Source organism: Pseudomonas sp. KH_046_1, assembly GCF_057839025.1.
Genome location: NZ_CM174481.1, coordinates 5,324,663 through 5,350,799 on the forward strand (window position 1 = coordinate 5,324,663; position 26,137 = coordinate 5,350,799).

The 26,137-nt window shown below is 59.4% G+C and carries 26 protein-coding genes, 1 pseudogene and 1 riboswitch; of the genes and pseudogenes, 10 read left to right on the forward strand and 17 right to left on the reverse strand.

The window, feature by feature from the left end; all coding sequences use genetic code 11:
* Nucleotides 1-45 precede the first annotated feature (45 nt).
* Both AC3IT9_RS24330 and AC3IT9_RS24335 read right to left on the reverse strand, forming a co-directional pair.
* A complete protein-coding gene (locus AC3IT9_RS24330) occupies nucleotides 46-786 on the reverse strand; it encodes a YiaD family glycine zipper/OmpA-like lipoprotein (RefSeq protein WP_150756210.1) in 741 nt (246 codons plus the stop codon).
* 103 nt (nucleotides 787-889) lie between these two features.
* Nucleotides 890-1,534, reverse strand: coding sequence for an MBL fold metallo-hydrolase (locus AC3IT9_RS24335; protein WP_150727983.1), 645 nt, complete (start codon nucleotides 1,532-1,534; stop codon nucleotides 890-892).
* Between the two features lie 614 nt (nucleotides 1,535-2,148).
* On the opposite strand from AC3IT9_RS24335, the gene AC3IT9_RS24340 reads away from it, so the two are divergent.
* Complete coding sequence (locus AC3IT9_RS24340; RefSeq protein WP_489271205.1) at nucleotides 2,149-2,793, forward strand: polymorphic toxin type 44 domain-containing protein; 645 nt, start codon at nucleotides 2,149-2,151, stop codon at nucleotides 2,791-2,793.
* A 481-nt stretch (nucleotides 2,794-3,274) separates the two neighbouring features.
* Here AC3IT9_RS24340 and AC3IT9_RS24345 read toward each other — a convergent pair whose 3' ends face one another.
* From AC3IT9_RS24345 to AC3IT9_RS24365, 5 genes are all read right to left on the reverse strand, one after another.
* Nucleotides 3,275-6,013 carry a winged helix-turn-helix domain-containing protein gene (locus tag AC3IT9_RS24345; protein WP_150727985.1) on the reverse strand — a complete coding sequence of 913 codons (2,739 nt, stop codon included), beginning with the start codon at nucleotides 6,011-6,013 and terminating at the stop codon, nucleotides 3,275-3,277.
* Nucleotides 6,014-6,188: 175 nt separating this feature from the next.
* Nucleotides 6,189-7,553 carry a DUF1329 domain-containing protein gene (locus tag AC3IT9_RS24350; RefSeq protein ID WP_150727986.1) on the reverse strand — a complete coding sequence of 455 codons (1,365 nt, stop codon included), beginning with the start codon at nucleotides 7,551-7,553 and terminating at the stop codon, nucleotides 6,189-6,191.
* A gap of 28 nt (nucleotides 7,554-7,581) precedes the next feature.
* Nucleotides 7,582-9,483, reverse strand: a complete 1,902-nt coding sequence (locus tag AC3IT9_RS24355; protein ID WP_150727987.1) for a DUF1302 domain-containing protein — start codon at nucleotides 9,481-9,483, stop codon at nucleotides 7,582-7,584.
* A gap of 338 nt (nucleotides 9,484-9,821) precedes the next feature.
* Nucleotides 9,822-11,504 (reverse strand): fatty acid--CoA ligase, encoded by a 1,683-nt coding sequence (locus tag AC3IT9_RS24360; RefSeq protein WP_150727988.1) that lies wholly within the window; start codon nucleotides 11,502-11,504, stop codon nucleotides 9,822-9,824.
* A gap of 161 nt (nucleotides 11,505-11,665) precedes the next feature.
* A complete protein-coding gene (locus tag AC3IT9_RS24365; RefSeq protein ID WP_150727989.1) occupies nucleotides 11,666-12,295 on the reverse strand; it encodes a LysE family translocator in 630 nt (209 codons plus the stop codon).
* Between the two features lie 91 nt (nucleotides 12,296-12,386).
* Here AC3IT9_RS24365 and AC3IT9_RS24370 point away from each other — a divergent pair, with 91 nt between their 5' ends.
* From AC3IT9_RS24370 to AC3IT9_RS24380, 3 genes are all read left to right on the forward strand, one after another.
* Nucleotides 12,387-13,352, forward strand: coding sequence for a 2-hydroxyacid dehydrogenase (locus tag AC3IT9_RS24370; protein WP_489271206.1), 966 nt, complete (start codon nucleotides 12,387-12,389; stop codon nucleotides 13,350-13,352).
* A 33-nt stretch (nucleotides 13,353-13,385) separates the two neighbouring features.
* Entirely contained in the window at nucleotides 13,386-14,384 is a 999-nt protein-coding gene (locus AC3IT9_RS24375) for a methyltransferase (protein ID WP_008045980.1), read from the forward strand.
* A gap of 51 nt (nucleotides 14,385-14,435) precedes the next feature.
* A riboswitch (yybP-ykoY riboswitch) is annotated at nucleotides 14,436-14,559 on the forward strand.
* 89 nt (nucleotides 14,560-14,648) lie between these two features.
* A complete protein-coding gene (locus AC3IT9_RS24380; protein ID WP_150727991.1) occupies nucleotides 14,649-15,233 on the forward strand; it encodes a TMEM165/GDT1 family protein in 585 nt (194 codons plus the stop codon).
* Nucleotides 15,234-15,398: 165 nt separating this feature from the next.
* On the opposite strand, the gene AC3IT9_RS24385 is transcribed toward AC3IT9_RS24380, so the two are convergent.
* Nucleotides 15,399-16,217 carry a M48 family metallopeptidase gene (locus tag AC3IT9_RS24385; protein WP_150727992.1) on the reverse strand — a complete coding sequence of 273 codons (819 nt, stop codon included), beginning with the start codon at nucleotides 16,215-16,217 and terminating at the stop codon, nucleotides 15,399-15,401.
* Nucleotides 16,218-16,450: 233 nt separating this feature from the next.
* Between AC3IT9_RS24385 and AC3IT9_RS24390 the strand changes: the two are divergent.
* Nucleotides 16,451-16,573 (forward strand): annotated as a pseudogene (locus AC3IT9_RS24390) (hypothetical protein); the annotation flags it as partial.
* A 123-nt stretch (nucleotides 16,574-16,696) separates the two neighbouring features.
* Here the strand turns inward: AC3IT9_RS24390 and AC3IT9_RS24395 are convergent.
* The 3 genes from AC3IT9_RS24395 to AC3IT9_RS24405 are packed head-to-tail and all read right to left on the reverse strand — an operon-like array spanning nucleotide 16,697 to nucleotide 17,808.
* A complete protein-coding gene (locus tag AC3IT9_RS24395) occupies nucleotides 16,697-17,320 on the reverse strand; it encodes an SOS response-associated peptidase (protein WP_150756218.1) in 624 nt (207 codons plus the stop codon).
* 35 nt (nucleotides 17,321-17,355) lie between these two features.
* The gene (locus tag AC3IT9_RS24400; RefSeq protein WP_057713336.1) at nucleotides 17,356-17,616 is read right to left on the reverse strand and encodes a putative signal transducing protein; all 261 of its coding nucleotides are present in this window, start codon (nucleotides 17,614-17,616) and stop codon (nucleotides 17,356-17,358) included.
* Nucleotides 17,617-17,625: 9 nt separating this feature from the next.
* On the reverse strand, nucleotides 17,626-17,808 hold the full coding sequence (locus tag AC3IT9_RS24405) for a CPXCG motif-containing cysteine-rich protein (protein WP_053159662.1): 183 nt from the start codon (nucleotides 17,806-17,808) through the stop codon (nucleotides 17,626-17,628).
* Between the two features lie 139 nt (nucleotides 17,809-17,947).
* On the opposite strand from AC3IT9_RS24405, the gene AC3IT9_RS24410 reads away from it, so the two are divergent.
* The gene (locus AC3IT9_RS24410) at nucleotides 17,948-19,114 is read left to right on the forward strand and encodes a 1-acyl-sn-glycerol-3-phosphate acyltransferase (RefSeq protein ID WP_150727993.1); all 1,167 of its coding nucleotides are present in this window, start codon (nucleotides 17,948-17,950) and stop codon (nucleotides 19,112-19,114) included.
* A gap of 80 nt (nucleotides 19,115-19,194) precedes the next feature.
* Here AC3IT9_RS24410 and AC3IT9_RS24415 read toward each other — a convergent pair whose 3' ends face one another.
* Nucleotides 19,195-19,473 carry a hypothetical protein gene (locus AC3IT9_RS24415; protein ID WP_489271207.1) on the reverse strand — a complete coding sequence of 93 codons (279 nt, stop codon included), beginning with the start codon at nucleotides 19,471-19,473 and terminating at the stop codon, nucleotides 19,195-19,197.
* 190 nt (nucleotides 19,474-19,663) lie between these two features.
* On the opposite strand from AC3IT9_RS24415, the gene AC3IT9_RS24420 reads away from it, so the two are divergent.
* Nucleotides 19,664-19,870, forward strand: a complete 207-nt coding sequence (locus tag AC3IT9_RS24420; protein ID WP_085724026.1) for a hypothetical protein — start codon at nucleotides 19,664-19,666, stop codon at nucleotides 19,868-19,870.
* 105 nt (nucleotides 19,871-19,975) lie between these two features.
* Here the strand turns inward: AC3IT9_RS24420 and AC3IT9_RS24425 are convergent, their stop codons facing one another.
* Complete coding sequence (locus tag AC3IT9_RS24425; protein WP_007973847.1) at nucleotides 19,976-20,560, reverse strand: YajG family lipoprotein; 585 nt, start codon at nucleotides 20,558-20,560, stop codon at nucleotides 19,976-19,978.
* Nucleotides 20,561-20,764: 204 nt separating this feature from the next.
* On the opposite strand from AC3IT9_RS24425, the gene AC3IT9_RS24430 reads away from it, so the two are divergent.
* On the forward strand, nucleotides 20,765-21,004 hold the full coding sequence (locus AC3IT9_RS24430) for a hypothetical protein (protein ID WP_150727995.1): 240 nt from the start codon (nucleotides 20,765-20,767) through the stop codon (nucleotides 21,002-21,004).
* Between the two features lie 738 nt (nucleotides 21,005-21,742).
* Entirely contained in the window at nucleotides 21,743-23,251 is a 1,509-nt protein-coding gene (gene mqo / locus AC3IT9_RS24435; RefSeq protein ID WP_150727996.1) for a malate dehydrogenase (quinone), read from the forward strand.
* 66 nt (nucleotides 23,252-23,317) lie between these two features.
* Here the strand turns inward: mqo and AC3IT9_RS24440 are convergent, their stop codons facing one another.
* The 4 genes from AC3IT9_RS24440 to AC3IT9_RS24455 form a co-directional block, all read right to left on the reverse strand.
* A complete protein-coding gene (locus AC3IT9_RS24440; RefSeq protein WP_150756220.1) occupies nucleotides 23,318-23,605 on the reverse strand; it encodes a PA4642 family protein in 288 nt (95 codons plus the stop codon).
* A 63-nt stretch (nucleotides 23,606-23,668) separates the two neighbouring features.
* The gene (locus AC3IT9_RS24445; protein ID WP_489271208.1) at nucleotides 23,669-24,154 is read right to left on the reverse strand and encodes a hypothetical protein; all 486 of its coding nucleotides are present in this window, start codon (nucleotides 24,152-24,154) and stop codon (nucleotides 23,669-23,671) included.
* Between the two features lie 142 nt (nucleotides 24,155-24,296).
* Nucleotides 24,297-24,770: a WbuC family cupin fold metalloprotein gene (locus AC3IT9_RS24450; RefSeq protein ID WP_489271209.1), complete on the reverse strand. Its 474-nt coding sequence runs from the start codon at nucleotides 24,768-24,770 to the stop codon at nucleotides 24,297-24,299.
* A 3-nt stretch (nucleotides 24,771-24,773) separates the two neighbouring features.
* Entirely contained in the window at nucleotides 24,774-25,331 is a 558-nt protein-coding gene (locus AC3IT9_RS24455; RefSeq protein WP_150728000.1) for a hypoxanthine-guanine phosphoribosyltransferase, read from the reverse strand.
* A gap of 165 nt (nucleotides 25,332-25,496) precedes the next feature.
* Here AC3IT9_RS24455 and upp point away from each other — a divergent pair, with 165 nt between their 5' ends.
* A complete protein-coding gene (gene upp, locus AC3IT9_RS24460; RefSeq protein ID WP_102671705.1) occupies nucleotides 25,497-26,135 on the forward strand; it encodes a uracil phosphoribosyltransferase in 639 nt (212 codons plus the stop codon).
* The last annotated feature ends 2 nt before the right edge of the window (nucleotides 26,136-26,137 follow it).

Consider the following 26,137-nt stretch of genomic DNA (forward strand, 5'->3'; position numbering starts at 1 on the left):
ATAAGGACCGAGCGGCTTTTTTACACCTGGGGTTCAGTCAGATGCTTAGGGGTACTGCTGAACAGTACCTTGCTGCTGAGCACCATACTGCTGGCCCGGAATCGCCTTGAGGTTGACCTCGACACGGCGGTTCTGCGCCCGGCCATTGACGTCGCCGTTGCTGGCAACCGGGCTATCCGGGCCGGCGCCGCGAGCGCTCAGGTTGGCACCGCTGACACCTTGCGAGGTCAGGTAGGTTGCCACGCTCTGGGCACGACGCTGGGACAGGTCCATGTTGTGCTGGCGGCTGCCGGTGCTGTCGGTATAGCCCACGATCTCGATCTGGTTCTGGCTGAACTCTTTCAGCGAGCCCGCCAGGTTGTTCAGCGGCTGATAGAAACCTGGGGCAATATTCGCCGAATCGGTAGCGAACGTGATGTTGCCCGGCATGATCAGCTTGATCTGGTCGCCCTGGCGCTGCACTTCAACACCGGTGTTGGCCATGCTGGCGCGCAGCTTTTTCTCTTGCTGATCGGCGTAGTAGCCGTAACCGGCGGCGGAAGCACCGACCACCGCAGCACCGATCAGTGCGCCCTTGCCACGGTTATCGTGGTTGATCGCAGCACCGGCCAGCGCACCGGCCAGAGCGCCGAGGCCACCGTATTTCGCGGTCTTGCTCATGCCTTCGGAGCCGCTATCCGTCTGGCCCTGAGTCTGACCCTGACCGCCGTAAGGGTTAGGCGAGGCACAACCGGACAAAACGGCCACAGCTGTAGCGACAATCATCAAACGACGCGTGGTGAACATGTAAAGCTCCTACTTTTTTGCATTCTGTGGTGCAACGGACCAAGGCATCAGCCTTTGCGGGCGTTGGATCATGTTAACGGGTAAAAATTCCGAATGTTACAAATCAGCCCCGAACAAAGGGGTTCTCGCGCATTTCGTCGCCGAGGCGGGTATCCGGACCATGCCCGGTCACCACGGTGGCGTCTTCATCGAGGGTGTACAGCCGCTGCTTGATCGAGCGCACGATGGTCGCCTGGTCGCCGCCCCACAAATCCGTGCGTCCTACGCCGCGACGAAACAGCGTATCGCCGGCAATCAGCAGCTTGGCCTCGGAAAACCAGAAGCTCATGGAGCCCGGCGTATGGCCTGGCGTGTGCAGCGCCACGCCACAACCGCAGGCCAGCTCTTCATCATCGGCCAGCCAGCGATCCGGGGACGGCACCGGGGTATAAGGAACGCCGAACATCTGGCACTGCATTTCCAGATTGTCCCACAGAAACTGGTCTTCCTTGTGCAGATGCAGGGTCGCGCCGGTTTTCTCCTTGAGTTGGCCGGAAGCCAGGAAATGATCGAGGTGCGCATGGGTGTGAATGATGCTGACCACTTTCAGCCCCAGGGCGTCGAGCCGCGCCAGGATCAGCTCATGATTGCCACCCGGATCGACGACGATGGCCTTTTTCGTTACCGGATCACCGATGATCGTGCAGTTGCACTGCAACGGGCCGACTGGGAAGGTTTCGCGGATAAGCGCAGGTTTGACAGCGTCCATGGGTGTTCCTGGAAAAAATGGATGGCCTATTTTGGCACAGCCCGCCGAAATCGCCGATGCCGTCCGCCGCTTATCACCTGCCTGATTGCAGAATCCACCTACATCATTGAAGGAAACGTCTGATTTAACTCCCGTACCGCCTAGCCTAGCGTGCTCGCCCCTGCAATCAACACAAGGGCTGAATCATGGGAAGAGGAACAGCTAACGGGTTAGGTCAAGGATTGCACGGCGACCTGACCACCACAGGAGCCGTGTGTATCAGTAGCTTGCCCTGTGCGACGCATGGAGGGCGTGCTGTGCTACGACTCGGGGACAAGACCACTGCGTGTAAGAAATGCGGGAAAGACGGCGTTATCGTTGACAGCCTACCCGCCATGAAATGGCATGGGGTTCCAACTGTACTCGACGGAGCAGAAGTTCACTGCGGCTGCCCACCAGGTACCAATCGACTGATTGCTCCTGCACCTTCGCCTCGCGCTACACGCTCCGGACACATTCAAGGTGTTGCTCATCCGACAAGGCATTCTGACCAACCATCGACGACAGAATCTCTACAAAGCGATCAGATACTAGCTGAGAGGAAAACACGACCTGTCGTTTGCAATGACCCTGACATGATGGAAGAAGTAGCGAGCTACATTGCCGGGGAAATGAACCGCAATATTACTCATCCGTCCGTGATGAAGATGAAGAGCCTCAACAATTTTGACGCTGATGCTGAACAAAAGAGGTTCAGAAAACTACCTTGGTACGCACGCCTTTCCCCACCCAACTTCAAAGCAATTGAGTCAGGAAATAAGGTGGCAGCTATGGCTCTTTGGGCAGAGCGTGTAGGTCAAAACAGACCCTGGGATCACAAGGTCATGATAGGGCTACAGTTTGGCGGACCTTGGCAAAAGCAAGGCATGTTCGACTACTTCTACGACATATGGTCAAACGTGCACTATGGGTACGTAGGGATGGCGGGAGGACTTTCCGAAAGTCTCCTTTTGGATGGAGCTGGAGTCGAACAAATTGCCTCAGATTCCATCCGTAAAATACAAAAGTGGGATAAAAGACCGGGTCCCCGTCGGTCGGAGGACATCGAAGGGATGCGAGCGTGGGACGACATCGGAGACAGGGTATCTATCAGCATTGGCATCAACCTTTACAGACTTCAACCGAACGGCGGGATAACCGTGAAGATGCTGATGGATAAAGTCTTAGGCTTACCACGCAGAAGCTGGGGGGATGGTATTCGTGACCATATCTGTAAGTAAGCCCCATTCCAGGATTACATGGTGTGGCTTGGTCATTCTACTGCTCGCACCCATCCTCTTTTGGTACTTCGCCGCACCTCAGGTGAACTTCTACTTTTCTGAAAAAGGCCAAGGGCGCCTAGGCTACATCCTGAATGTTCAGCACGAGATCTCAAAGGGAGAACTTTACCCCGGTGAAGTGACTGGAGGCCCCGGTCATATCTTCCCTGACGCGAAATTTTTTATGGAGTTTTACTGGAGCAACGGAGGTAAATCACACTGCATACGGATCAAACCGAAATGGCCAAACACAGATATCTACATTGGGCCAGACGGAGAAATTGAGAGTCGCACCGAGAGTGGCCGCATTGAACAGTGCGGGGCGCTCCCGGGCTGATTGCAGCCAATGTTTTCAAACCTGGCCCGTTTTTTGATCACAATTCCCCTCCTGCAACACAGAGCCACTAATACCAGCCCCCCACAATAGAAGATCTGCTGCACGTTACACCAACACCCCCAACTCCTTGGCCCGCGCCACCGCCTGCGTACGCCGCTCGACCCCGAGCTTGCTGTTGATGTGGCTGGCGTGGGTCTTGACCGTGTGCAGGGAAATAAACAGCTGATCGCTGATTTCCTGGTTCGAACAGCCCTGGGCGATCAATCGCAGGACCGCCATTTCCCGGGTGCTGAGTTGTTCCGTGGCCGCACAGGACTCCAGTCCGGGACGGGCGGCCAATGCCGGAAGTTTTTCACTGAGGCTCAGGGAAACGGGGGTTGGCGGACAGTTTTGAAGCTGCCCACGCAGCCAGTCCGGGTGCTCGACCAACAAGCGCTCAAAGGGTTGCAGCCCCCCTCCACCAGCAGCGTCCAGCGCCTGGGCCAGTGCCTTGCGTGCTTCCGGTTCCCGTCCGCTGCCCAGCAACAACGCCACTTTCTGGGTCAGCGCCATGGCACTGAGCATCTGCCGACCGCTTTGCTGGCCATGTTCGAGCAGCGCATTCAAACGCCCTTCGGCCAGCATCGGTTGGCCCTGGATGACGTCGAGCAAGGCTTGTTGCAATTCGATATGCAGCGGCAATTGCGGGTGGAATTCCGGTGGCGCGGCCCCGTTTTCACCGTTATAGGTCTGCCCCAGGCGCGCCAGCCAGGCTTCAGCCAGATCGGTGCGTCCCTGGGCCAGCCAGAGTTCACATTTGACCAGGGTGATCATGGCCAGGTAGTAGATTGGCGGCACGTCCCAGATGTGCATCAGCCGTTCGGCTTCAGCAAGTTCGGCAAAGGCTTTGGCGAACTCGCCGCTGCTGCCTTCCAGCCTGGCAATCACGCAGTGTCCGATCAACACGCTGATGTCACGGCAGGCCCGCGCCTCGCTCAAACCGGCCTGCAATCGCACCCGAGCCGCTTGCGGTTGCATGCGCAGGGCCAGCAAAAAGCCTTCGTACAAGGTCAGCCGGGCGCGAACCGCATACAGCCGTTGCGCAGGCAAGCTCTGCAGGCGCTGCATTCCCTGACGGACCTCTTCCAGCGCCCGACAGATTTCCCCGCGAGCTTGCAGCACCCGGGCGCGGTCGTAGTGCGCCAGTGCTTCGAACAAGGGGTTGCCGACCCGTTGCGCCAGTTCCAGCGATTCGCGGTTAAGCCCTCGTGCCCGCCACAAATCACCGTCGGCAATGGCCAGGTTGGATAGGGTCGAGAGGCACATCAGGCGCTGGCCGTAACGCTTGGACGGAAGACTTTCCAGCGCTTCGCCGCAGTACCGCAGCGTCAGTTCGCGGTTGCCGCGCCCACGGGCAATGATGCCGCTCAACGCCAGCCATTGAGCCAGCATCGACTTCTGGGCGGTGGCCGACGGAGCGGGTAGGAAACGGCTCAAATGGCTGGCCAGCTCTTCGGCGGCATCCAGTTGGCACGCCATCCCCAATGCCCAGCTATACAGCACGATCAGTCGCGGCGTGCTGATCAGCAAACTGTCAGGCAAGTCCATTTTCCAGCGCAACAACATGCCGACATTCTGCTCGGCCAGCAGTTGCTCTTCGGAAAGGTTCTGCACCAGGTTCGCCGCGACGTCCAGGTGACCGGCGCGCAAGGCCTGCTCCACGGCCTCATCGAGCAACCCCTGGGCATTGAACCAGCGGCAGGCACGCAGGTGCAGGCTGGCGGCCGGCACTATCGACTGGGAAGTCGGCCGCGTGCGCAACAGATCGGAAAACAGATGGTGGTAACGATACCAATGGCCATGTTCGTCCAGCGGCACCAGGAACACTTGGTGGGCGAGCAGGAAGCGCAGTATTTCGCCGCTGTCATGGGCGTCGCGAACGGCGTCGCACAGTTCGCTGCAAAAGCGTTCCTGGGGCGCCGTGTCATAGAGGAACGACTGGACCTCGGCGGGCAGGCAATCGATGACCTCTTCGAGCAGGTAATCGCGGATCAGCCCTTCCCCGCCGTGCAACGATTGCGGCAGCGCGCCATCGGTGCCCGCCTCCGAGGCGGCCAGCAGCCAGAAGCGTAACCCCGCAACCCAACCTTCGCTGCGCTCGATCAGGTTTTCCAGTGCCTCACCGCGCAAGGAACTGCTGTGCCGGTCGAGCAGGCTCAAGGCCTCGTCGTGGGTCAGGCGCAGATCCTGTTCATGTAACTCAAGCAATTGCCGCGACAGCCGCAGCCGCGCCAGATGCCAGTCGGGACGTTGGCGACTGGTGACCATCACCAACAAACCATCGGGGAGATGATTGAGGAAAAATTGCAGGCAACGGTCCAGCACTGGCCCCTGGGCCAGATGGTAATCATCCAGCACCAGCAGCAATGGCGTCGCCGGGGAAAGGTGCTCGGCCAATTCGTCGAGCAGGCCGTCCAGCCATTCTTCGAACGCGAACGGCTGATGGCGCTGGCGCATTTTCAACAGCCCGAGGGATTGCCTGCCCAGGTGCGGGAAATAGTCCTGGAGGCCTTCCAGCAGGCGCTCGAGAAAACGCCCCGGGTCACTGTCTCGCGGGCTCAACCCCAGCCAGAGACTTTGCCAGTGCGCCGGTAACCCCTGACAAAATTCCACCGCCAACGAACTCTTGCCGAACCCTGCCGGTGCGCTGACCAGCAATAACCTGCCACCGAGCCCGGCACTCAGGCGCTCGCACAAACGTGGACGCAGCACATGGCCGTCGGGCAACGGCGGGCGGAAGAAGCGCCCGTCGAGTGTCGCGACAGCAACGTGTGCAGAACCTGGGGATGTAGACAAATCAGTCATAGCCGGCTCTTGTTTGAATTGCGGGTGGCGGCGTTGCAGATGTCCGCAGCCTAGCCGTAAACGGATAGGGAATGAAGGTAATTGCTACAAATGGCTACAAAAAGTCTACAAACAAAAAAAACGCCCCGAACCAGTCGGGGCGTTTTCAGAGGGTGCGGCCTCTACTCAGTTCAGCTTAGCGAACACCATCCTGACGCAAGGCGGCCGGGGTGAAGTCGCTGGTGGTGGCAGTGAAGCCGAAGTCATAGGCCGACTTCTCTTCGTTCTTCATGCCCAGCGCCAGGTAACGACCCGATTGCAGGTCATACAGGGCTTCGAGGGCATACCACGGCACTTGCTTGTCGTAGTAGTTCTCGGCATGGGCCTCGGCAACGCGCCACAGTTGACCGCGACCGTCGTAATGGTCGATGACCGCTGCTTGCCAGGTGTCTTCGTCAATGTAGAAGTCACGCTTGGCGTAGATGTGACGCTGACCTTCCTTCAGGGTTGCAACCACATGCCACACACGACGCAACTCGTAACGAGCCAGGTCCTGGTTGATGTGACCGGCCTTGATGATGTCGGCGTACTTGAGCTTCGGATCGTCGAGCTTGTAGGCATCGGAGCCGATGTACATCTCTTTCTTGCCTTCGAGCTTCCAGTCGTAACGATCCGGTGCACCGTTGAACATGTCCAGGTTGTCGGAAGTACGCAGGCCATCGGCTGCAGTACCCGGGCCGTCATAGGACACTTGCGGTGCACGGCGCACACGACGCTGGCCGGCGTTGTAGACCCACGCCGAGCGCGGTTCCTTGACCTGATCGAGGGTTTCGTGAACCAGCAGCACACCACCGGCCAGACGAGCCGGCGCGGTCACTTTCTGCTTGAAGTAGAACAGGATGTTGCCCGGGTTTTTCGGGTCGTAATCCTTCATCTTGTCGCGGAACACGAACTGGTCCTGGAAGTACACCAGGCTGAACGAACCGTTCGGCTGTGGTGTGGCCTGGGTTACCAGACGGGTCACGCTGCCCCCGCGATAGCGGGTGATGTGGTTCCAGATGACTTCAACACCGCTTTTCGGAATCGGGAACGGAATGGCGGTTTCAAAGTTCTCCAGGCCGTTGCCGCCGGACACCAGGTTGGTGTTGGTGGCGTTTCGCTTGATGGCGGCGAACACGTCATCCGGCACGGTTGCACCGCGATGGGACGGATAGACCGGCATCTTGAAGGTTTCCGGGTAGCGCTTGAACATCGCGTACTGGCCCGGTGCGAGCTTTTCCTTGTACTGGTCGACGTTCTGCGCCGTGATGGTGAACAGCGGTTTTTCGCTGGCGAACGGATTGGACAGGAAACCTTTGCTGTCGACCGTACCGGCGTTCTTCGGCATCGGTTTCCAGGCAGGGATCGAACCGTCGGCATTACCTGCCATTTCGGCGCCCATCGGGGTCAGGCTCTTGCCCAGTTTGTCGGCCTCGGCCTGGGGAACCGCTGCGATGACGCTGGTCGCCAGCAGCGAAAGGCCCAGAACACCGGCGTGGAACAGACTCTTTGTTATTTTCATATGTGTGTTCGTCCTGAAAATACTGTGCTTAGAAGTTCACGCCGAGGCTGAGCGCAACGAAGTCGCGGTCATCCACGGTGGTGTACTTGCCGTCGAAGAAGTTGGTGTAAGCCAGGCTCGCGGTGTAGGTGTTCTGGTACTCGGCGTCGACACCCAGGCTCACCGCTTTGCGGCCTTCCTCGAAGTTGCCGCCAGGGCCAGGGGAGTAACCGCTCACGTCATGGGACCAGGCAACGTTCGGCTTGAGGTTCACACCGGCAAACACGTCGTTGTATTCCCAGATGGCACGACCGCGGTAGCCCCACGAAGTCGCGGTGGTGAAGCCTTCATCGTCGCAGTTGCGGCTGCGGTTGTTGGTCGGCGTACCCGGGCCGGCACCGTTGATGGTGCTGGTGTTGAGCGCCACGCAGGTATCGAGCGCGCCAGAAGCTGGCAACTCACCCGGGCCGTAGACCGGATCGCGGCCATAACGAACGTCGGAAGTGCTTTCCAGGCCGCCAACGTGGGTCACGCCCACTTCACCCACCAGGGTCAGACGGCTGGCGCCCATGACCTGGTCGAAGAAGTGCGTCAGGGTGGTCTGGAACTGGGTGATTTCCTTGCGACGATACCCGTGCAGGTCCTGACCCGGCACGCCGGTAAGCAGCGATGCATTGGTCAACGGGTTGTTCGGGTTGTTGTTGCCTATAGGACGGACACCGGAGAACAGGATGTCGGTGGAGTTGAGCTGCACCGGAGCGTTCGGACGGTAGCTGATCTCACCGCTCCACGCCGTACCGGTAGGCAGGGTGGTGGAGAAGCTCAGACCGTAGAGGCGGATGTCTTCCGGGTACTCGATGAAGTACTGCGAATTACCCGCCACCAGCAATGGCGCCAGCGCGGCGAACGGGCCTGGAAGCCCCGCTGCTGTGTTGTAGACCGATTGCGGCGCACCGGTGGCGCTGAAGATCGGCGCACGACTGTGGTAGTTCATGAAGTAGGCGCCGAACTCGGTGTCCAGCGGATCGAACATGTACTTGAAGGACGCACCCCACTGACCGCTGTCCCGGGCATCGCGATCCGGGCCGCGACGAACCAGAACACCTTCCTCGTTGACGTCAACGCCGTTGGCGGCCAAAGGCCCCAGGGCAATGGCCGGAATTTGCGAGCGTTTGTTCAGTACACGCAGGTTGTTGTCGCAGCCATCGGCAACGATGTCTGGCTGAGAGAAGAACGTGCCGCAGTTGTCGACGACAGTCTGGTCCCATTCAATTTGGTAAAACGCTTCGGCCGACAGGTTTTCGGTCAGGCTCTGGGACACATAGAACATGTTGACCGGGATCAGGCCTTCCTTGATCTCGGCACCCGGACGACGGAACGCGGACACGTCGATCGGGTTGATCGAGTTGATGCCACCACCGATGAAGGTACTTTCACCCCAGCTCACGACCTGCTTGCCCAGTCGCACGGAGCCTGGCTGATCGGCAATGGCGTAGTTGTGGTAGACGAAGGCGTCGAGGATCTGGCCGCCGGCAGACTTGGCGCCCTCCTTGCGGCCCTCGTCGCTGATGTCCTTGAACGGACGGTTTTCGTCCTTCAGTTCAAAGTCGTACCAGTATTTGCCACGGACGAAAACACCGGTATCGCCGTATTTCAGTTCAAGGTCATGGATGCCCTTGAAGATCTTCGAGAAGGTTTCCCCGCTCTTGAAGTTCAGGTGACCGTCATCAGATGTCTGGGACAGACCCTTGCCGCCGTTGTTGACACCGATGAGGTTCTTGTTGGCACTTTCGGTAGACCAACTGGCACCGATCGACAGGGATGAGTCGAACTGACCTTCGATTTCACCGACGTTGAAACTGACGCCGAATGCTGGCCCGGCGAGCGTAGAGGCAAGACTGACAGCCAGGGGCAGTTTCGCCCGGCGCCAGAACTGGTTAACTGATGTCATCGACGCTACTCCATGTGCATTTTATTTTTATGGCAAGAGCACTTCTAAAAACGCTGTGGATAACCGGGAGCCATGGCATCCCAAAGTCATTCCAAAGTTGCATCGCCCCGGTTCGTGCGGTTGCCCCGTTCTTAAAAATCCTTGAGCGGACTATAGCCAGCAGGTAGTAGCGCTTGATCCCTCTAAAGTGTGATTTGCAGTTGCCAGCCACTCTGGAACAGTCCTTTCGCCAGTCCGACACCCGTCGGCACGGCAAGGATGGCTGAAAAATTCGATTTGACAAGCCAAGCGCTTGCTTGGTGGGGCTGGCGTGCCCTTTCGGGCACGCCGGGAGACGCTTAAAGCGTCGAGAGGAAGGTGCTGTTGGTGGCTTGCCATTCGGTGATGTCGACGCGAATGCGCTTCTTGTCGAGTTTACCGACGCTGGTCTTGGGAATTTCAGTAACAAGGGCGATCTGGCTCGGAATCGCCCACTTGCTCAAGTGCCCCAGTTCCACGAACGGCTTGAGGTGTTCCTTGAGTTCCCGCGCCCCGATTGCGTGACCCTCACGGAGCACCAGCAGGGCAAACGGCCGCTCGCCCCACTGCGGATCGGGGATCCCCACCACTGCTACTTCACGTACCGCCGCATGACGGCTGATCAGGTCTTCCAGGTCCAGGGAGGAGATCCACTCGCCACCGGTCTTGATCACGTCCTTGATCCGGTCACGAATGTCGATCACGCCCATGCTGTCCAGGGTCGCCACGTCACCGGTGTGCAGCCAGCCTCCAGCCCAGAGCTCGGCGCCCTTCTGCGGCTCGTTGAAATAGCCCTCGGTCAGCCACGGTGCGCGCAACACCAACTCGCCCTGGGTCTCGCCGTCGGCGGGCAGGAAGTTGCCCTCGGTGTCGACGATCGCCGCCTCCACCAGTGGCCCAGGCACGCCGGCCTTGATCCGGTAAGTGGTGCGTTCGTCTTCGGTACCGGCCATCAATTCGTCGTTGAGGTGCGCGCACGACACCAGCGGCCCGGTTTCCGACATGCCGTAAGCGGCGGTCAACTGAATGCCTTTGGCCTTGGCCGCCTCGTACAACGAGCGGTTCAGGGCGCTGCCGCCGATGACGATTTTCCAGCCGCCGAAGTCGACGTCCTGCGCGGCCTTGGCATTGAGGACCATCTGCAAAATGGTCGGTACGCAATGGGAGAACGTGACCTTCTCCTTGCGCCACAACTCCACCAGGTACTCCGGGTCATAGCGGCCGGGATACACCTGCTTGAGCCCGAGCATGGTCGCCACATACGGCAAGCCCCAGGCGTGCACGTGGAACATCGGGGTGATTGGCATGTACACGTCGTTGGTGCCCAACAGGCGCACGCTATCGATCGCACCCATGATGGTCGACACGCCCATGGTGTGCAGCACCAGTTGCCGATGGGTGAAGTACACGCCCTTGGGATTGCCGGTGGTGCCGGTGGTATAGAACGTGGTCGCGACCGAGTTTTCGTCGAAATCCTCGAAGTCGTACTGCGGGCTCGCAGCGGCCAGCAGCTGTTCGTATTCGCCGACGAGGTTCGGCAGGTCCGCGGTTTTTTCCGGCAGGTCAGTCAGCAGCAGGGTTTTATCGACCGTGGTCAGTTGCCCCTCGATGGCCTTGTAGAGACCGACGAACTCGCTGTTGACCAGCACAAAGCGGTCCTCGGCGTGGTTCATGGTGTAGAGGATCTGTTCCGGCGACAGGCGCACGTTGATGGTGTGGATCACCGCGCCGATCATCGGGATGGCGAACATGCATTCCAGGTAGCGATGGCTGTCCCAGTCCATCACACCCACGGCATCCCCGGGCTTGACCCCGGCCGCAGTCAGCACGTTGGCCAGGCGGGCCACCCGTTCGATCAGGGTCGGGTAGCTGTAGCGCAACTTGTCGCGGTAGATGATCTCGCGGGTTTTCTCATAACGGGCACCGGACATCAGCAGGCGTTTGATCAACAGCGGGTACTGGTAAGCGCCTTCGGCCGGGGGGATAACGCGAGTCTGCAACATAATAATCCCTTTAATCTGACTGCACGGTCGTGACTGAAAGTACGCACTGTAGTGCCCTTGAACGCCAGCCAAATCAGCCAAAGGAATGATTTGCAGAACCCTGCAGATGCTAGCGTTGCGCCACTATCCGCAGGAATTCTCTGTCTGTAGTGACTACGGAATCAATGCATCTCGGTAAACGCCAGCTTCACGCCAATCGCAATCAGCACCGCGCCCATGGTCCGGTCGAACCAGTGACCCATGCGGGCGAAACCGGCGCGGACACGCTGCTGGCTGAACAGCATCGCCACCAGGCAGAACCAGACCGCTGTCGCCGCCGCCAGGTAAACCCCGTAACCGGCCTGCACGGCCAGTGGCGTTTGCGGATTGATGACCACGGTGAACAGCGAGAGGAAGAACAGCGTGGCTTTCGGGTTGAGACCGTTGGTGACGAAACCTGAGGTGAAGGCACCACGGGCGGTGCGCTCCCCGGCTTCCTTGTGCAGATCGTCCGCCACAGGCTTGGCCGGTTGCGCGCGCAGCGCCTTGTAACCGATGTACAGCAGGTAAGCGGCGGCAGCCCATTTCAAGGCATTGAACAACACGATCGACTGGGACACGATCAGGCCGATACCCAATAGCGAGTAACCCACGTGCAGGAAAATCGCCGTACCCACACCCAGCGCGGTCCAGGTGCCCGCGCGGCGACCGTGGGTAACACTCTCGCGCACCACCACGGCAAAGTCCGGGCCGGGGCTGGCCACGGCCAGCAGGTGAATCAGGGCAACGGTCAAGAACTCTGTCCAGTACATGGGGGCTCCTTCAGGCCAAGCGTAACTATTTATTTCATCTGGTAGGCTCGGCAGATTACGCCTTCAGTTCATTGCACAAAAGGTACAGTTGATGACGAACACTCGCCGCGCCGTATTCCTCGACCACCCGTCCCTGGACCTCGGCGACCTTGACCTCAACCCGCTGCGCAGTTGTTTCAGCGATTTGCAGCTGTTCGCCCAGACCTTGCCCGATCAAGTCATCGAACACCTCAAGGGCGCCACCGTCGCCATCAGTAACAAGATCCTGATCGATGCCGCCACCATGGCCGCCAGCCCTGATCTCAAGCTGATCCTGATCACAGCCACCGGCACCAACAATGTCGACCTCGCCGCCGCCCGCGCCCATGAGATTACCGTGTGTAACTGCCAGGGTTACGGCACACCGTCGGTGGCGCAGCACACGATCATGCTGCTGCTCAACCTGGCCACGCGCCTGGCCGATTATCAAAAAGCCGTCGGCGAAGGCCGCTGGCAGCAGGCCAGACAGTTCTGTTTGCTGGATTACCCGATCGTCGAGCTCGAAGGCAAAACCCTTGGCCTGCTCGGTCATGGCGAATTGGGCGGCGCAGTTGCACGGCTGGCTGAAGCCTTCGGCATGCGCGTTCTGCTGGGGCAAATTCCCGGACGCCCTGCCCGGCCGGACCGCCTGCCACTGGATGAACTGTTACCGCAAATCGACGCACTGACTCTGCACTGCCCGCTCAACGAACACACCCGCCACTTCATCGGCGCCCGTGAACTGGCCTCGATGAAACCCGGCGCGTTCGTGGTCAACACCGCACGCGGTGGATTGATTGATGAACAGGCGCTGGCCGACGCCTTGCGCAACGGGCATCTGGGCGGCGCCGCCACTGACGTGCTGAGCGTCGAGCCTCCCGTCAATGGCAATCCGCTGCTGGCCCACGACATTCCGCGCCTGATCGTCACCCCGCACAACGCCTGGGGCAGCCGCGAAGCGCGCCAGCGAATCGTTGGTCAAGTGAGCGAAAACGCACTGGGATACTTCAGCGGTAAGGCGCTGCGAGTCGTCAGTTGATAAACTGCGGCACTTTTTTCCATGGGAGCAGTTATGGATCCGCGCAGTGAAGTACTGCTTCGTCAGGCCGAGTTATTCCAGGGTTCGGTGTTGTTGGCCGGTTTGCCCGCCGACGACTTGCTGGGCCGCTTGCCCGAAGCTCATGGCTGGTGCTGGCACGCCGGCGATCAGGCGGCGCTGGACGCCCGCTTCGCCGAGCGCAGCCATTTTGGCGTGAATGCGCCCGAGCGCGAGTTCGATACAGCGGTGGTCTTTCTGCCCAAGGCCAAGGACCTGACCGACTACATCCTCAACGCCCTCGCCTCGCGGCTGGCCGGCCGCGAACTGTACCTGGTCGGCGAGAAAAAAAGCGGCATCGAAGGTGCCGCCAAACAACTCAACCCCTTCGGCAAGCCACGCAAACTCGACAGCGCGCGGCACTGCCAGCTCTGGCTGGTCACCGTGGCCAACGCGCCTGAAGCCAAACCGCTGGAAAGCCTGGCGCAGACCTACGAACTGCCGCTGGCCGAAGGCCCGTTGAAGGTCATCAGCCTGCCGGGGGTGTTCAGCCATGGTCGCCTCGATCGCGGCAGCGCGCTGCTGCTGGAGCATCTGGACAAACTGCCTAGCGGTCACTTGCTCGATTTCGGTTGCGGTGCAGGGGTTCTGGGGGCGGCAGTGAAACGTCGTTACCCGCACAACCAGGTCACGTTGCTGGATGTGGATGCCTTTGCCGCTGCCAGCAGTCGTCTGACCCTGGCGGCCAATGGACTGGAAGCCGAGGTGATTACCGGTGACGGCATCGATGCCGCGCCAATGGGCTTGAGTGCGATCCTGAGCAATCCGCCGTTCCATGTCGGTGTGCACACCGACTATTTCGCAACGGAGAACTTGCTGCGAAAAGCGGCAAAACATCTGAAAAACGGTGGCGAACTTCGCTTGGTAGCGAACAGCTTCCTGAAGTATCAACCGCTGATCGAAGAGCACCTTGGCGTGTGTGCGATCAAGGCCGAAGGACAGGGTTTCCGAATCTACCGGGCCAAACGCGGTTGAACTTCTTTTGAAAAAGAAGGCTTGCCGAATGGGTTTTGCCTAGGCAGAATCCGCCCCGTCCTAGGGGAGTAGTCTCCCACGAGCGCCACGCTCGTCCGGCATGCGTCAACATACTTGGTCCTCAGACCATGGCGCATGCGACCCAAGCATCCACATCAGATGGATCGCAGGGTTTGACAAGACCTATGACACGAACACCTTACCCGGGGCGGGAAGGCTGTACGTGTCATAGCCGTGTCGACCCGCCCCTTAGGAAAACCCCTGATGCTGGATTCACTACTCGTACCTACCGCAATCGTTGCCTTGGCCGAAATCGGCGACAAGACGCAACTGCTCGCGCTCATTCTCGCTGCCCGTTTCCGTAAGCCCTGGCCGATCATCGCCGGTATCGTCGCCGCGACCCTGGCCAACCACGCGGCCGCCGGTGCGGTAGGCGCCTGGGTCGGGAGTTTCTTCTCGGATACGATGCTGCACTGGATCCTCGCCGCGAGCTTCGCCGCCACGGCGCTGTGGACCCTGGTCCCGGACAAGATGGATGACGACGAGGCCAGCACCGCCCGCAAGTTCGGGCCGTTCCTGACCACGTTGATCGCGTTCTTCCTGGCGGAAATCGGCGACAAGACGCAGATCGCTACCGTGATGCTGGCTGCGCAGTATCCGGAGTTGTGGCTGGTGATCATCGGCACCACCCTCGGCATGCTGATTGCCAACGTGCCCGTGGTATTGGCCGGTAACTTTGCCGCGGACAAATTGCCATTGACCCTGATCCGTCGACTGGCGGCGTCGGCGTTCTTCATCCTGGCGATTGTCGCGGTGTACAAGGCGATGCAGAGCAGCGGGTGGATTTGACGCGATAGGTCGATAGACCGAGTTATCGTTCTTCGTCGGAACGCCGCCCGGAGCAAGCCCGCTCCCACATTGGGCCTCCAGTGCACACAAAGTTTGCAGTCAATGGAGATTTATTGTGGGAGCGGGCTTGCTCGCGAAGAGGCCAGTAGCCTCAGCACATGACTATCAGGACTTCCTGGCCTGCTCATACAAAGGCATGACTTTCGGAATCGCTGCCTGCAACGCCGCAATACGGCTCGACGACGCCGGGTGAGTGCTCATGAACTCAGGTGGCGAACCTTCCGAAGCCTTGCTCATCTTGTTCCACAGGGTGATCGCGGCATTCGGGTTGTAACCGGCGCGGGCGGCCAGTTCCAGGCCGATCAGGTCCGCCTCGTTTTCATTGGCGCGGCTGTTGGGCAAGGTCATGCCGTAGTTGGCCACGGTATCGGCCAGGGCCATGCTGTCCTGCCCCAATCCGAGCAAAGCACCGGCGCCCTGCTTGGCCATTTCGATGCCGTAAGCCTTGGACATCGCTTCACGACCGTGCTCGCGCAGGGCGTGGGCGATTTCATGACCCATGATCGCGGCGATTTCATCGTCGGTCAGCTTCAGGCTGTCGATCAGCCCGGTGTAAAAGATGATCTTGCCGCCAGGGCCGCAGTTGGCGTTGAGTTCATCGCTCTTGATCAGGTTGACTTCCCACTTCCACTGGGCCGCGTCCGGACGGAAGTTCGGCGCCTGGGCAATCAGCCGGTCGGCAATCGCCTGAACCCGCCGGGCTTCATTGCTGGTCTTGTCCAGCACACCTTTGTTGGACGCCTCGCCCACTGTCTTCTGATAGGACTGGGCGTACATCTGGTCGACCTCTTGCGCAGACAACATGCTGAACATGTACTGCTTGCGCTCAACGCCTACGGCGCCGCCACTGGTGGTATTGACCGACTGACAACCGCTGAGCAGCAGCACTGCGCCCAGTGCACTGACAACCAAAATCTTGTTCATCAAAAAACTCCCTGAAAACATGCCGCGTATCCTAGGCGTGGAAATGTAACGACGCCAGATACAATGGACGTAAGACGCACAATTCGGACAAAGCTCTCATCGCCGTAGAAAAAATTCACGTACGGCGACAACTCGCTGCCCATCACACCGCGCATTGATTCAATTACGACATCAGGCACGCAAAAACAGTCATTTCAACTGCCCGCGCTCATGCCCGCCCACTCAAGCAGATGGCCGAGATCGATCAGGTGACCAATGAAGTGGCCGGTGGTGCGGACGAGTCGAGTGCGGCCAGTGCGGACTTGACCAAGTTGGCGGAACAGCAGCGGCGGTTGATCAATCAGTTCAGGGTTTAAGTGTTACCGGAAGGTCCTGCGGACCTTATCGCGAGCAGGCTCGCTCCCACAGGGGATTTGTATACGCCACAGATCCAATGTGGGAGCGAGCCTGCTCGCGAAGGGGCCAGAACTGGCGCCGAATTAACCCGGGGTCAAACACTCCGGCCCATTGAGCTTCGGATCATTCACCATGTTGGCCAAGACCCGCTCGCGCAATGCGGCAGGCTCACTGGCCAGCAATGCTTGCAAAACATGCAATGGCGTTTCGGGATCCAGCCACGCGGCCTGCCCCGCCTCATCAAGAATCAACGGCCGCCGCTGGCTTGCCGCCGGTTGGGTAATCACGGCGGTACTCAGCCACACCTGCTCCTGTACCGGATACGCCTCCCAGATCGCCGCAAAAAATAATGACGAGCCCTCCCCCGGTGTCAGCCAGTACGGGCGCTTGCGCGTTGTGCCGCGCCATTCGTAGAAGCCATTGGCCGGCAACAGGCAGCGGCGCTCGCGCAAGGCCTGGCGAAACATTGGCTGTTCGGCAACGGTTTCGGCGCGGGCGTGGGCCGGGGTGCGGGACAGATCGGTCAGCCAGGGTGGCGTCAGGCCCCAACGGGCGCGGGCCAGCGTGCGCTGGCCGTCAGGTTCGGCCCGCAGCATCAACACCGAATCATTGGGGGAAATGTTCCACTGCGCCTGCTGGTCGGCGGGAAAACCGGGCAGCGCCGCGAAGGCGGGGTTCCAGCGAAACAGGGCATAACGTCCACACATGGGGCAACACGGCTCTTGATCAAACGAACGCCAGCCTAACAGACCAGCGTGCCGGGAAAGCTGTCCGGTTCATCGCCGGACAGCGGCAGCGCGGCATTGTACGCGGTGATCAGCTCGCGGGCGTATTCGGCCTGGTCGTTATCCACTGCCAAACCCAGCAAACCGAAAATCGGCAACTCACCGGTGGCTCCCACCAGATCGCGTCCCACCAGATGCGCCTCGATGCCCTCGCTGGCGAGCATGCCTTGCAGCAACTCGCCTTCCATCAGGTTTTCCGGATCGTAGATGCGCTGCATACACGCTCCTCACTCGTTTTCGCTGAACACTTCGAGATGCCATTCCTCTTCATGAACCTGCAACACGAAGGTTATCGGCCGGCAGCACACCTGACAGTCTTCAATATAGGTCTGATCGCCACCGGACAAATCCAGCGTCGTCTCGACTTCCTCACCACAATACGGACATTCATATTGCGCAGTTTCCAGCATCGCGGTCTCCCAGGTGACTTGTGCGTATAATCGCCGGTCTATTTGCAGGGCTATTTTTGTCTGGCTACTTTTTCAGACCGTACCCCGCCGGTTTTCAATCAAAACCTTTACTTACCCTAGCCGTTTCTAACAAGAGAGCATGATGGGCGAATTCGATGCCATCCGACCTTACGACGACAGTGAAGTCCCGGCAGTGCTGGCACGACTGCTCGGCGACAAGGCGTTTCTAGATATCCTCACCCACTTCCGCTTCCCGCGTTTCGCCGGCGCTTTAGGCTGGGCACTCAAACCTCTTATAGCCCATCGGTTGCGCCGTGAGTTTGCCGGCATTACCTCGGTGGCCACGTTACAGGACAAAGTCGAGCATTACGTCGACCATACCATCGAGCGCGCCACCGACGGTGTTACCTATACCGGGGTGGAGCAATTCAAGTCCGGCAGCGCCTACCTGTTCATCGCCAACCACCGCGACATCGTGATGGATCCGGCCTTCGTCAACTATGCCGTGTACCACGCCGGCCTGCCGACACCGCGCATCGCCATTGGTGACAACCTGCTGCAAAAGCCTTTCGTCAGCGACCTGATGCGCCTGAACAAGAGCTTCATCGTGCACCGCTCGATCAGCGGACGCCGGGAAAAAATGGCGGCTTATCAACTGTTGTCGGCGTACATCAACCATTCGATCCGCAACGATTGCGCCTCGATCTGGATCGCCCAGGCCGAAGGCCGCGCCAAGGACGGTGACGACCGTACCGAATCGGCGATCCTCAAGATGTTCCACATGAGCCGCAAGGACGAGCCGTTCGGCGAAGTCATACAGTCGCTGAACCTGACCCCGGTGTCGATCAGCTACGAGTACGACCCGTGCGATCAGGCCAAGGCCCGCGAGCTTTACATCCGCGCCACCAGCGGCAGCTACACCAAGGTGCCGGGCGAGGATGACGTGAGCATCGCCAAGGGCATCACCGGCTACAAGGGCCGGGTGCATGTGAACTTTGCCGCGCCGATCACCGAACTGTTCGACGACACCAAGCAATTGGCGGTCGAGATGGACAGGCAAATCCTCAGCGGATACCGCTTGTTCCCGGTGCACTACCTGGCTTATGCACAGTGGAAGGACGCCGACCCGCAGTTGCAGGTGCCGAAAGCGGCCGAGGTGTTCCCGGCCGACGAGCTGGCCAAGGCCCAGGAAGAATGGCAACGCCGCCTGGATGCCTGCCCTGAAGAGCATCGTCCATTCCTGGTGCTGCAATATGCGACGCCGGTGCGCAATCAGTACCGCGTGAAGGCAGGGTTGCCGCTGTAAGCGGTTTCGGCCAGATGTGAAAACGGCGCCCTCGAGGCGCCGCTTTTGTATCTGTTCACCACATAACCTGTGGCGAGACTTCAGACTTGCGTGCTGATCCACGACACCAGCAGCGCCATCCCCATGCAGGCAAAGCCGAAGATGTAGAAAAACCGGTTCATGCGCAAGGTCGCCCAGTCCAGTGTGGGCTCTGCGTTGCGGCTGCTCTGGCGCTGCGCCTGCAAACTGGCCATCGCGCGCAGTTCACGACGACGGGTGGCGTGCAGCAACCAGCCGCCCGGGAAGGCAAAGAGCAAGGCCAGCAGATTGATCAATTTGGCGGGATGGGCGGTAAACAGCGTCATCAAGTGCAGCGACATCACAAACCTCAGGTAAATCAGGTGGCAGGTGCCGGGCCGGCGACCGCGGCGCGGATTCTACCGAAAGCCTGCGCGCCTGCCCTCTGTTTCCGACAAATAACGAAGCTTTTGATCAAAGGCTGTCCTGAGTCACGGCTTCGTCATCTGTATCGGCGACCATACGCGCCTCGAAACCGACAGGGACCACGTCATGCTCCACGCCGAAAACCAGGATCGTCTTTACCTCATCACCCCCAGCGAAGAACAACAAGCCCTCGTCGGCAGTCTCGCCTTCAATGTTCAGGACCGCCATTGGCTGGTGTATTGCGCACTCGGTGGCCACCAGCATGCGGATTTACCGGAGACGGATTTGCTGACGGGCGTGAGCGTGCTGGACTTTTACTCGCAAGCCGCCTGACACCACCATTCCCTCTGTGGGTCGGTGTGCATCCACAAAAATTCAGCAGTCATGAAAAAGCCCGGGACCATCGCTGGCACCGGGCTTTTTCGCATCCAGCGAAGCTTACTCGCCGAGAATCTGACCCACGGTCGGGTCCTTGAACAGGCGGGTCAACGCATCGCTCAACACATCGCTGACCAGCTTGGTGTTGGTTTCCTGGTTCGGCGCCATACCGAAGCGCTGGTCCAGGGACGAGCCATAACGGCCGCTGTAGCGACGGTTGGCGTTCTGTACATCGGAGCGGAACGTCGCGCCGATGGTGGCTTCGGTCACGTACATGCCTTCCTTGGGCGACTGGTACTTCAACTCCGCCAGGGTCACGGTCAGTTGCGGGGCATTCATGGCGTTGTTCGTCGGGGTAAAGCCCAACAGCCGCACGGCGGCTTCAGCCTGGGCCTGCAGCTTCGGCAGGATCTGCGCGCCCTGCACGGTGATCGCGCTGGTCTCCGGGTACAGACCACCACGGGTGCCCAGCGTCGGCGACGGGCGACCGTCCACTACACGCACCACGACGGGCTGGCCATGGCCGACCGGGGCCAACTGGGCGGTCAGCTTGGGTTCCGGGCTCAGTTGTTGCGGGCTGTGGGCGCAGCCAACCAGGGTCAAACTGGTCACAGTGATCAAACCGAACAACAGGCGTTGCAACATGCTCTTCTCTCCAGAATCAGGCACAAACAGGCCGGCAGTATAGCGGTGCGCCACTGCGGGTAACCAGCACCTCACAGTGTTTGATGAAATCTCTGACAACCCCCTGGCAACGCGGTTCCTGTCACACAGATGTCACCCTCCATACACTTGCACGTAATGGCCTACAGGCAACCTTCGCAGTAGTCACCCACACGGTACTTCACCATGCGCCATCTGATCTCTCTGTTCGCGCCACGCCCACTGCATCGCTGCTTCGCCCTGCTCGACCGCAACGGCCATTGCCAGGCTTTCAAGCAGTGCAGTCTCCAGCCCATGGGCGATGGCTGGGTTGAAATCGAAGAGATCCGCCTGAACTGGCTGAATCAGCCGCTGCCTGCCGGCGCCCGGGTCGTTTCGCAGCAGCACCGGCCACGCTTGCGTGCACAGCAACTGATGACGACCTGACCAAACACCTAATAAAAGTCATTAAACACGACCATTTCCCTGCGTTTCTTAGATACAATCTCCCCCCGATTATAAGGACGTCTCCTGATCGGGCCTCGCAGCATCGTCAATGCGCTTGTATTGACACCCCGCACCGCCCACAGAGAGCCGCCCACACAGATCGAGTGAAGCTGGCGCGCTTGCTGTTTTTGTTGAGCAAAACCTCCACTTTTCGCGAATCTGCAGAGCTGTCATTACGCTCGGTCACTGAGCTGTTTGCCCGTTTTGCCTGCCCTGTATCCCATGGCGGCAATCCATCCGGGCACGGTGCCAGGCTGGGACAGCCCTTTTTGAGGTTCACGTCTTCAAAAGAGCGTGAAAAAAACGGGTTTTCACAACTTCACAAGAGTGTGGCGAGCAAATGAATAGTTTTGCGTCTGAACATGCACCATTAGCGTCTACAACAGCCCAACGACACAGGACCGAGTACTCCTCGAACACCGGAGCCTGAAGCCTGTCCGCTACGGATTTGGTTGCACAAACGGATGTATCGACCATAAGTCGAATTGCCTCCCGCGCGCTGAAATGAGTTCATATGGCTCATAGGCCCGGCAGGTAGCGTCCGTCGAAGTTGCGATAAATTGCGAAGATTCGGACATGGCGATCCTGCCATGGGTACCTGGGGCAACACTGACACGCCCCGTCACTCCTGGCAGCCATGCCGACAATTTGGTGCTGCAGATTTTGGAGACGCGTTAAATGGCGCATAACGAAGCAGTCGACGTAGTACTGGTTGGGGCCGGCATCATGAGTGCCACCCTTGCAGTACTGCTCAAAGAGCTCGACCCCGCGATCAAGCTGGAAGTCGTCGAGCTGATGGATTCCGGTGCCGCGGAGAGTTCCAACCCGTGGAACAACGCCGGTACCGGTCACGCCGGGCTGTGTGAGCTCAACTACACGCCGCAGGCCGCCGATGGCGCCGTCGACATCAAGAAAGCCGTGCACATCAACACCCAGTTCGAGGTGTCGAAGCAGTTCTGGTCGTATTTGACCAAGAAAGGCACGTTCGGCTCGTGCAAATCGTTCATCAGCCCGGTGCCACACCTGAGCTTCGTGCAAGGTGACAGTGGTGTTTCCTTCCTCAAGGAGCGCTTCAAGGTACTGAGCAAGCACCACGCCTTTTCGGACATGGAATACACCGAAGACAAGGCCAAAATGGCCGAGTGGATGCCGCTGATGATGCCTGGCCGCGATCCTGGCGAAACCCTCGCCGCGACCCGCGTGATCAATGGCACCGACGTCAACTTCGGTGCCCTGACCAACCAGTTGCTCAAGCACCTGACCAGCGCACCCGATGCCCAGGTCAAGTACTGCAAGCGCGTGACCGGCCTCAAGCGCAGCAACGGCGGCTGGACCGTCAGCATCAAGGACGTCAACAGCGGCAACACCCGTGAAGTCGACGCCAAGTTCGTCTTCCTCGGCGCTGGCGGCGCGGCACTCCCGCTGCTGCAGGCTTCGGGCATCGAAGAGAGCAAAGGCTTCGGCGGCTTCCCGATCAGCGGCCAATGGCTGCGTTGCGACAACCCGGAAGTGGTCAAGCACCACCAGGCCAAGGTCTACAGCCAGGCTGCCGTAGGTTCGCCGCCAATGTCCGTGCCACATCTGGACACCCGCGTGGTCGAAGGCAAGAAGTCCCTGCTGTTCGGACCTTATGCCGGTTTCACCACCAAGTTCCTCAAGCATGGCTCCTTCATGGACCTGCCGATGTCGGTTCGCGCCGGCAACATCGGCCCGATGCTGTCCGTGGCAAAAAACAACATGGACCTGACCAAGTACCTGGTCAGCGAAGTGATGCAATCGATGGAGCAGCGCCTGGAATCCCTGCGTCGCTTCTACCCTGAGGCGAAAGCTGAAGACTGGCGCCTGGAAGTGGCCGGCCAACGGGTACAGATCATCAAGAAAGACCCGAAGAAAGGCGGCGTCCTGCAATTCGGTACCGAACTTGTCGCGGCCAAGGATGGTTCCCTGGCGGCACTGCTCGGCGCTTCGCCAGGTGCCTCGGTGACCGTTTCGATCATGCTTGAGCTGATCGAAAAATGCTTCCCGAGCAAAACCAAGGGCGAATGGGCCACCAAACTGGCGGAAATTTTCCCGGCCCGGGAAAAGGTCCTGGAAACCGACGCTGCGCTGTATCGCAAGATCAACACGCAGAACAACGTTGCCCTGGAACTGGTTGAAGCCAGCAGCGAGACCGAAAGCTACGCTTGATTCGGCCTTATAAAAAACGCCCCGTTCTCACTGAGAGCGGGGCGTTTTTTTATGGCTGAAATTTACTCAGCCGCGAGCTTTTTCGATCAGCTCGATGTAATCCGGCGCGTTGCGCTGATCCTTGATCAGGGCAATGAAGTTATTGCCGTGCTCATCCTTGCCATTCACGTCGTAACCCGCTTCGACGAAGAACGTCAGGAAACGCGCGAAATCGTCGATGCGCAGGCCACGGTAGGCCTTGATCAGTTTGTGCAGGGACGGAGAAGTCGCGTCGACCGGTTCGAAATCGAGGAACAACTTGATCTGCTCATCGCCGATCTCGTCACCAATCACTTGTTTTTTATCTTTACGCATTGCCGACTCCAGCTCGCAGACATTTCACGGGGCGGGCAGTTTACCCCTGCGCGGGCTCAAGGCTCAACGCGGACGAGTGCTGCCGGTGTGCAGATCGGCCCAAACATGACCATTGGCGTAACTGAGAAACTGGCAATACACAGTGTCGTTGCGCAACAAGTCGATCACCACCCGGTATTGCGCCAGCGGGTAATAGAGGGTCAGGGTCTTGCTCGGCTCGTCGTAAACCGGCTTTTTCAGGCTTTTGCTTTCACCATCGAAGTTGACCAGCACCTGACTGACGGTGGCGCCCTTGCTCAGTGATTTGCCCTTGAGCCGAATCATCAACGGCGAAGTGACCGGAATCGGCTGTTGATTGGATTGACGCTGAGCACCGACCACCACCGAATAGTCGGTGACCTGCATCAGTTGCTGCTGTTCGGGGTCGGCATCGCGCAGAGTGAGATCGTCCGGCGGCAGGAATTGACTGTGCATGGGTGCCGGCACGGCGGCCAGGGGCAGGCTGAGGGTCAGCAACAGGACGGCGCAGCTGCGGATCAACAGGTTCATGACGGGCTCCAGGGGTGAACGCGTCCCCCTGTAGGAGCGAGCATGCTCGCGATGGTCGTCAACGATAACGCGGAAAACCAGATGCCCCGCGGTGTCCTTGGGCTCATCGCGAGCATGCTCGCTCCTACAGGGGGGTAGAAGATCAATCGAACTGCGCGCGCATCCAGGCCTGATACTCGGCAACGCCGGGCTCGCCTTCACGCGGAGCCCAATGCGCCAGCTCACCTTCGCCCACCGGACGGTAAGGGCCGGCCTTGCACTCGAACATCAGGCTGTCGGCCTCCAACACCACCAATCCGTGGAACACACCGGTTGGCAGGTCCACGCCAACGCAGGCGCCACCGGCCTGCAGCACGGTCTTGCTCAGCACCGCACCGGTCTCATCAAAGATCAACACGCCCAGCCGCCCCTTGAGAACCAACAGGGTTTCGGCCTTGTTGTCACCCAAATGCCGGTGAGGCGGGATATACGTGGACGGCTGCAACCCCACCGCCATGCGATGGCAAGCGTCTTCCATCTGATGGAAGTTGTGATGCTGGCGCCCACGAGGATTGGCCGCGGCTTTCCCGGCCAGCTCGGCGAACAAGGTCTGATCCAGAAAGCGAGGCGTATCCATGTCTTACATTCCTTTAACGGCGAAAATCCCGTTGGCGTTACGCCAGTAGCCTTTGTAGTCCATGCCGTAACCGAAGATGTAACGATCGATGCACGGCAGGCCGACGAAATCGGCCTTCAGGTCCGGACGGGCCTTGCGGTCGTGGTCTTTGTCGATCAGCACCGCAGTATGCACTTTACGTGCGCCAGCGTGTTTGCAGAAGTCGATGATCGCGCCCAGGGTGTGACCTTCGTCGAGGATGTCGTCGATGATCAGCACGTCACGGTCGATGAAGGAAACTTCCGGCTTGGCTTTCCAGAACAGGTCGCCGCCGCTGGTTTCGTTGCGATAACGGGTGGCGTGCAGGTAAGACGCCTCCAGTGGGAAGTGCAGGTAGGTGAGCAGCTTGCCGGAGAAAATCAGCCCGCCGTTCATCACGCAGAACACCACCGGGTTGCTGTCAGCCATTTGTTCGTTGATTTGTGCACCGACGCGGGCGATGGCCGCTTCGACTTCAGCTTCGGTGTACAGGCAGTCAGCCTCTCGCATGATTTGACGGATATGCTCGAGATCAGCGGACATGGCGCTCTCCAAGGGGTGGCGGATTCAGGAAAAGCGGGCAAAGGTACGCATCCAGCGAGGCCAGATCAAGCGTTTGTGGACTAACGTACTGTATGTCTATAGGACAACACCCTCGGATAGATTAATCTAGGCCGGTTTTTTTGCCCGCCGCCGGAGCCTTTCCCCATGCCCATCCATGAGATCCGCCACCCGCTGATCCGTCATAAACTTGGCCTTATGCGCCGCGCAGACATCAGCACCAAGAATTTCCGTGAGCTCGCTCAGGAAGTCGGCGCCCTGCTGACCTATGAAGCCACCAAAGACCTGCCGCTGGAATCCTACGATATCGAAGGCTGGTGCGGCACCGTATCGGTCGAGAAAATCGCCGGCAAGAAAATCACCGTGGTGCCGATCCTGCGTGCCGGCATAGGCATGCTCGAAGGCGTGCTCAGCCTGATCCCGGGCGCCAAGGTCAGCGCCGTGGGCGTGGCCCGCAACGAGGAAACCCTCGAAGCCCATACCTACCTGGAAAAACTGGTCCCGGAAATCGACGAACGCCTGGCAATGATCATCGACCCGATGCTCGCCACCGGCGGCTCGATGGTTGCCACCATCGACCTGCTGAAAAAAGCCGGCTGCAAGGACATCCGCGCCATGGTGCTGGTCGCCGCGCCAGAAGGCATCGCTGTGGTCGAGAAAGCTCACCCGGACGTAATCATCTACACCGCATCCATTGATCAAAAACTGAACGAACATGGCTACATCATCCCTGGGCTTGGCGATGCCGGTGACAAGATCTTCGGCACCAAGCAGAAGGACGCGTGAGC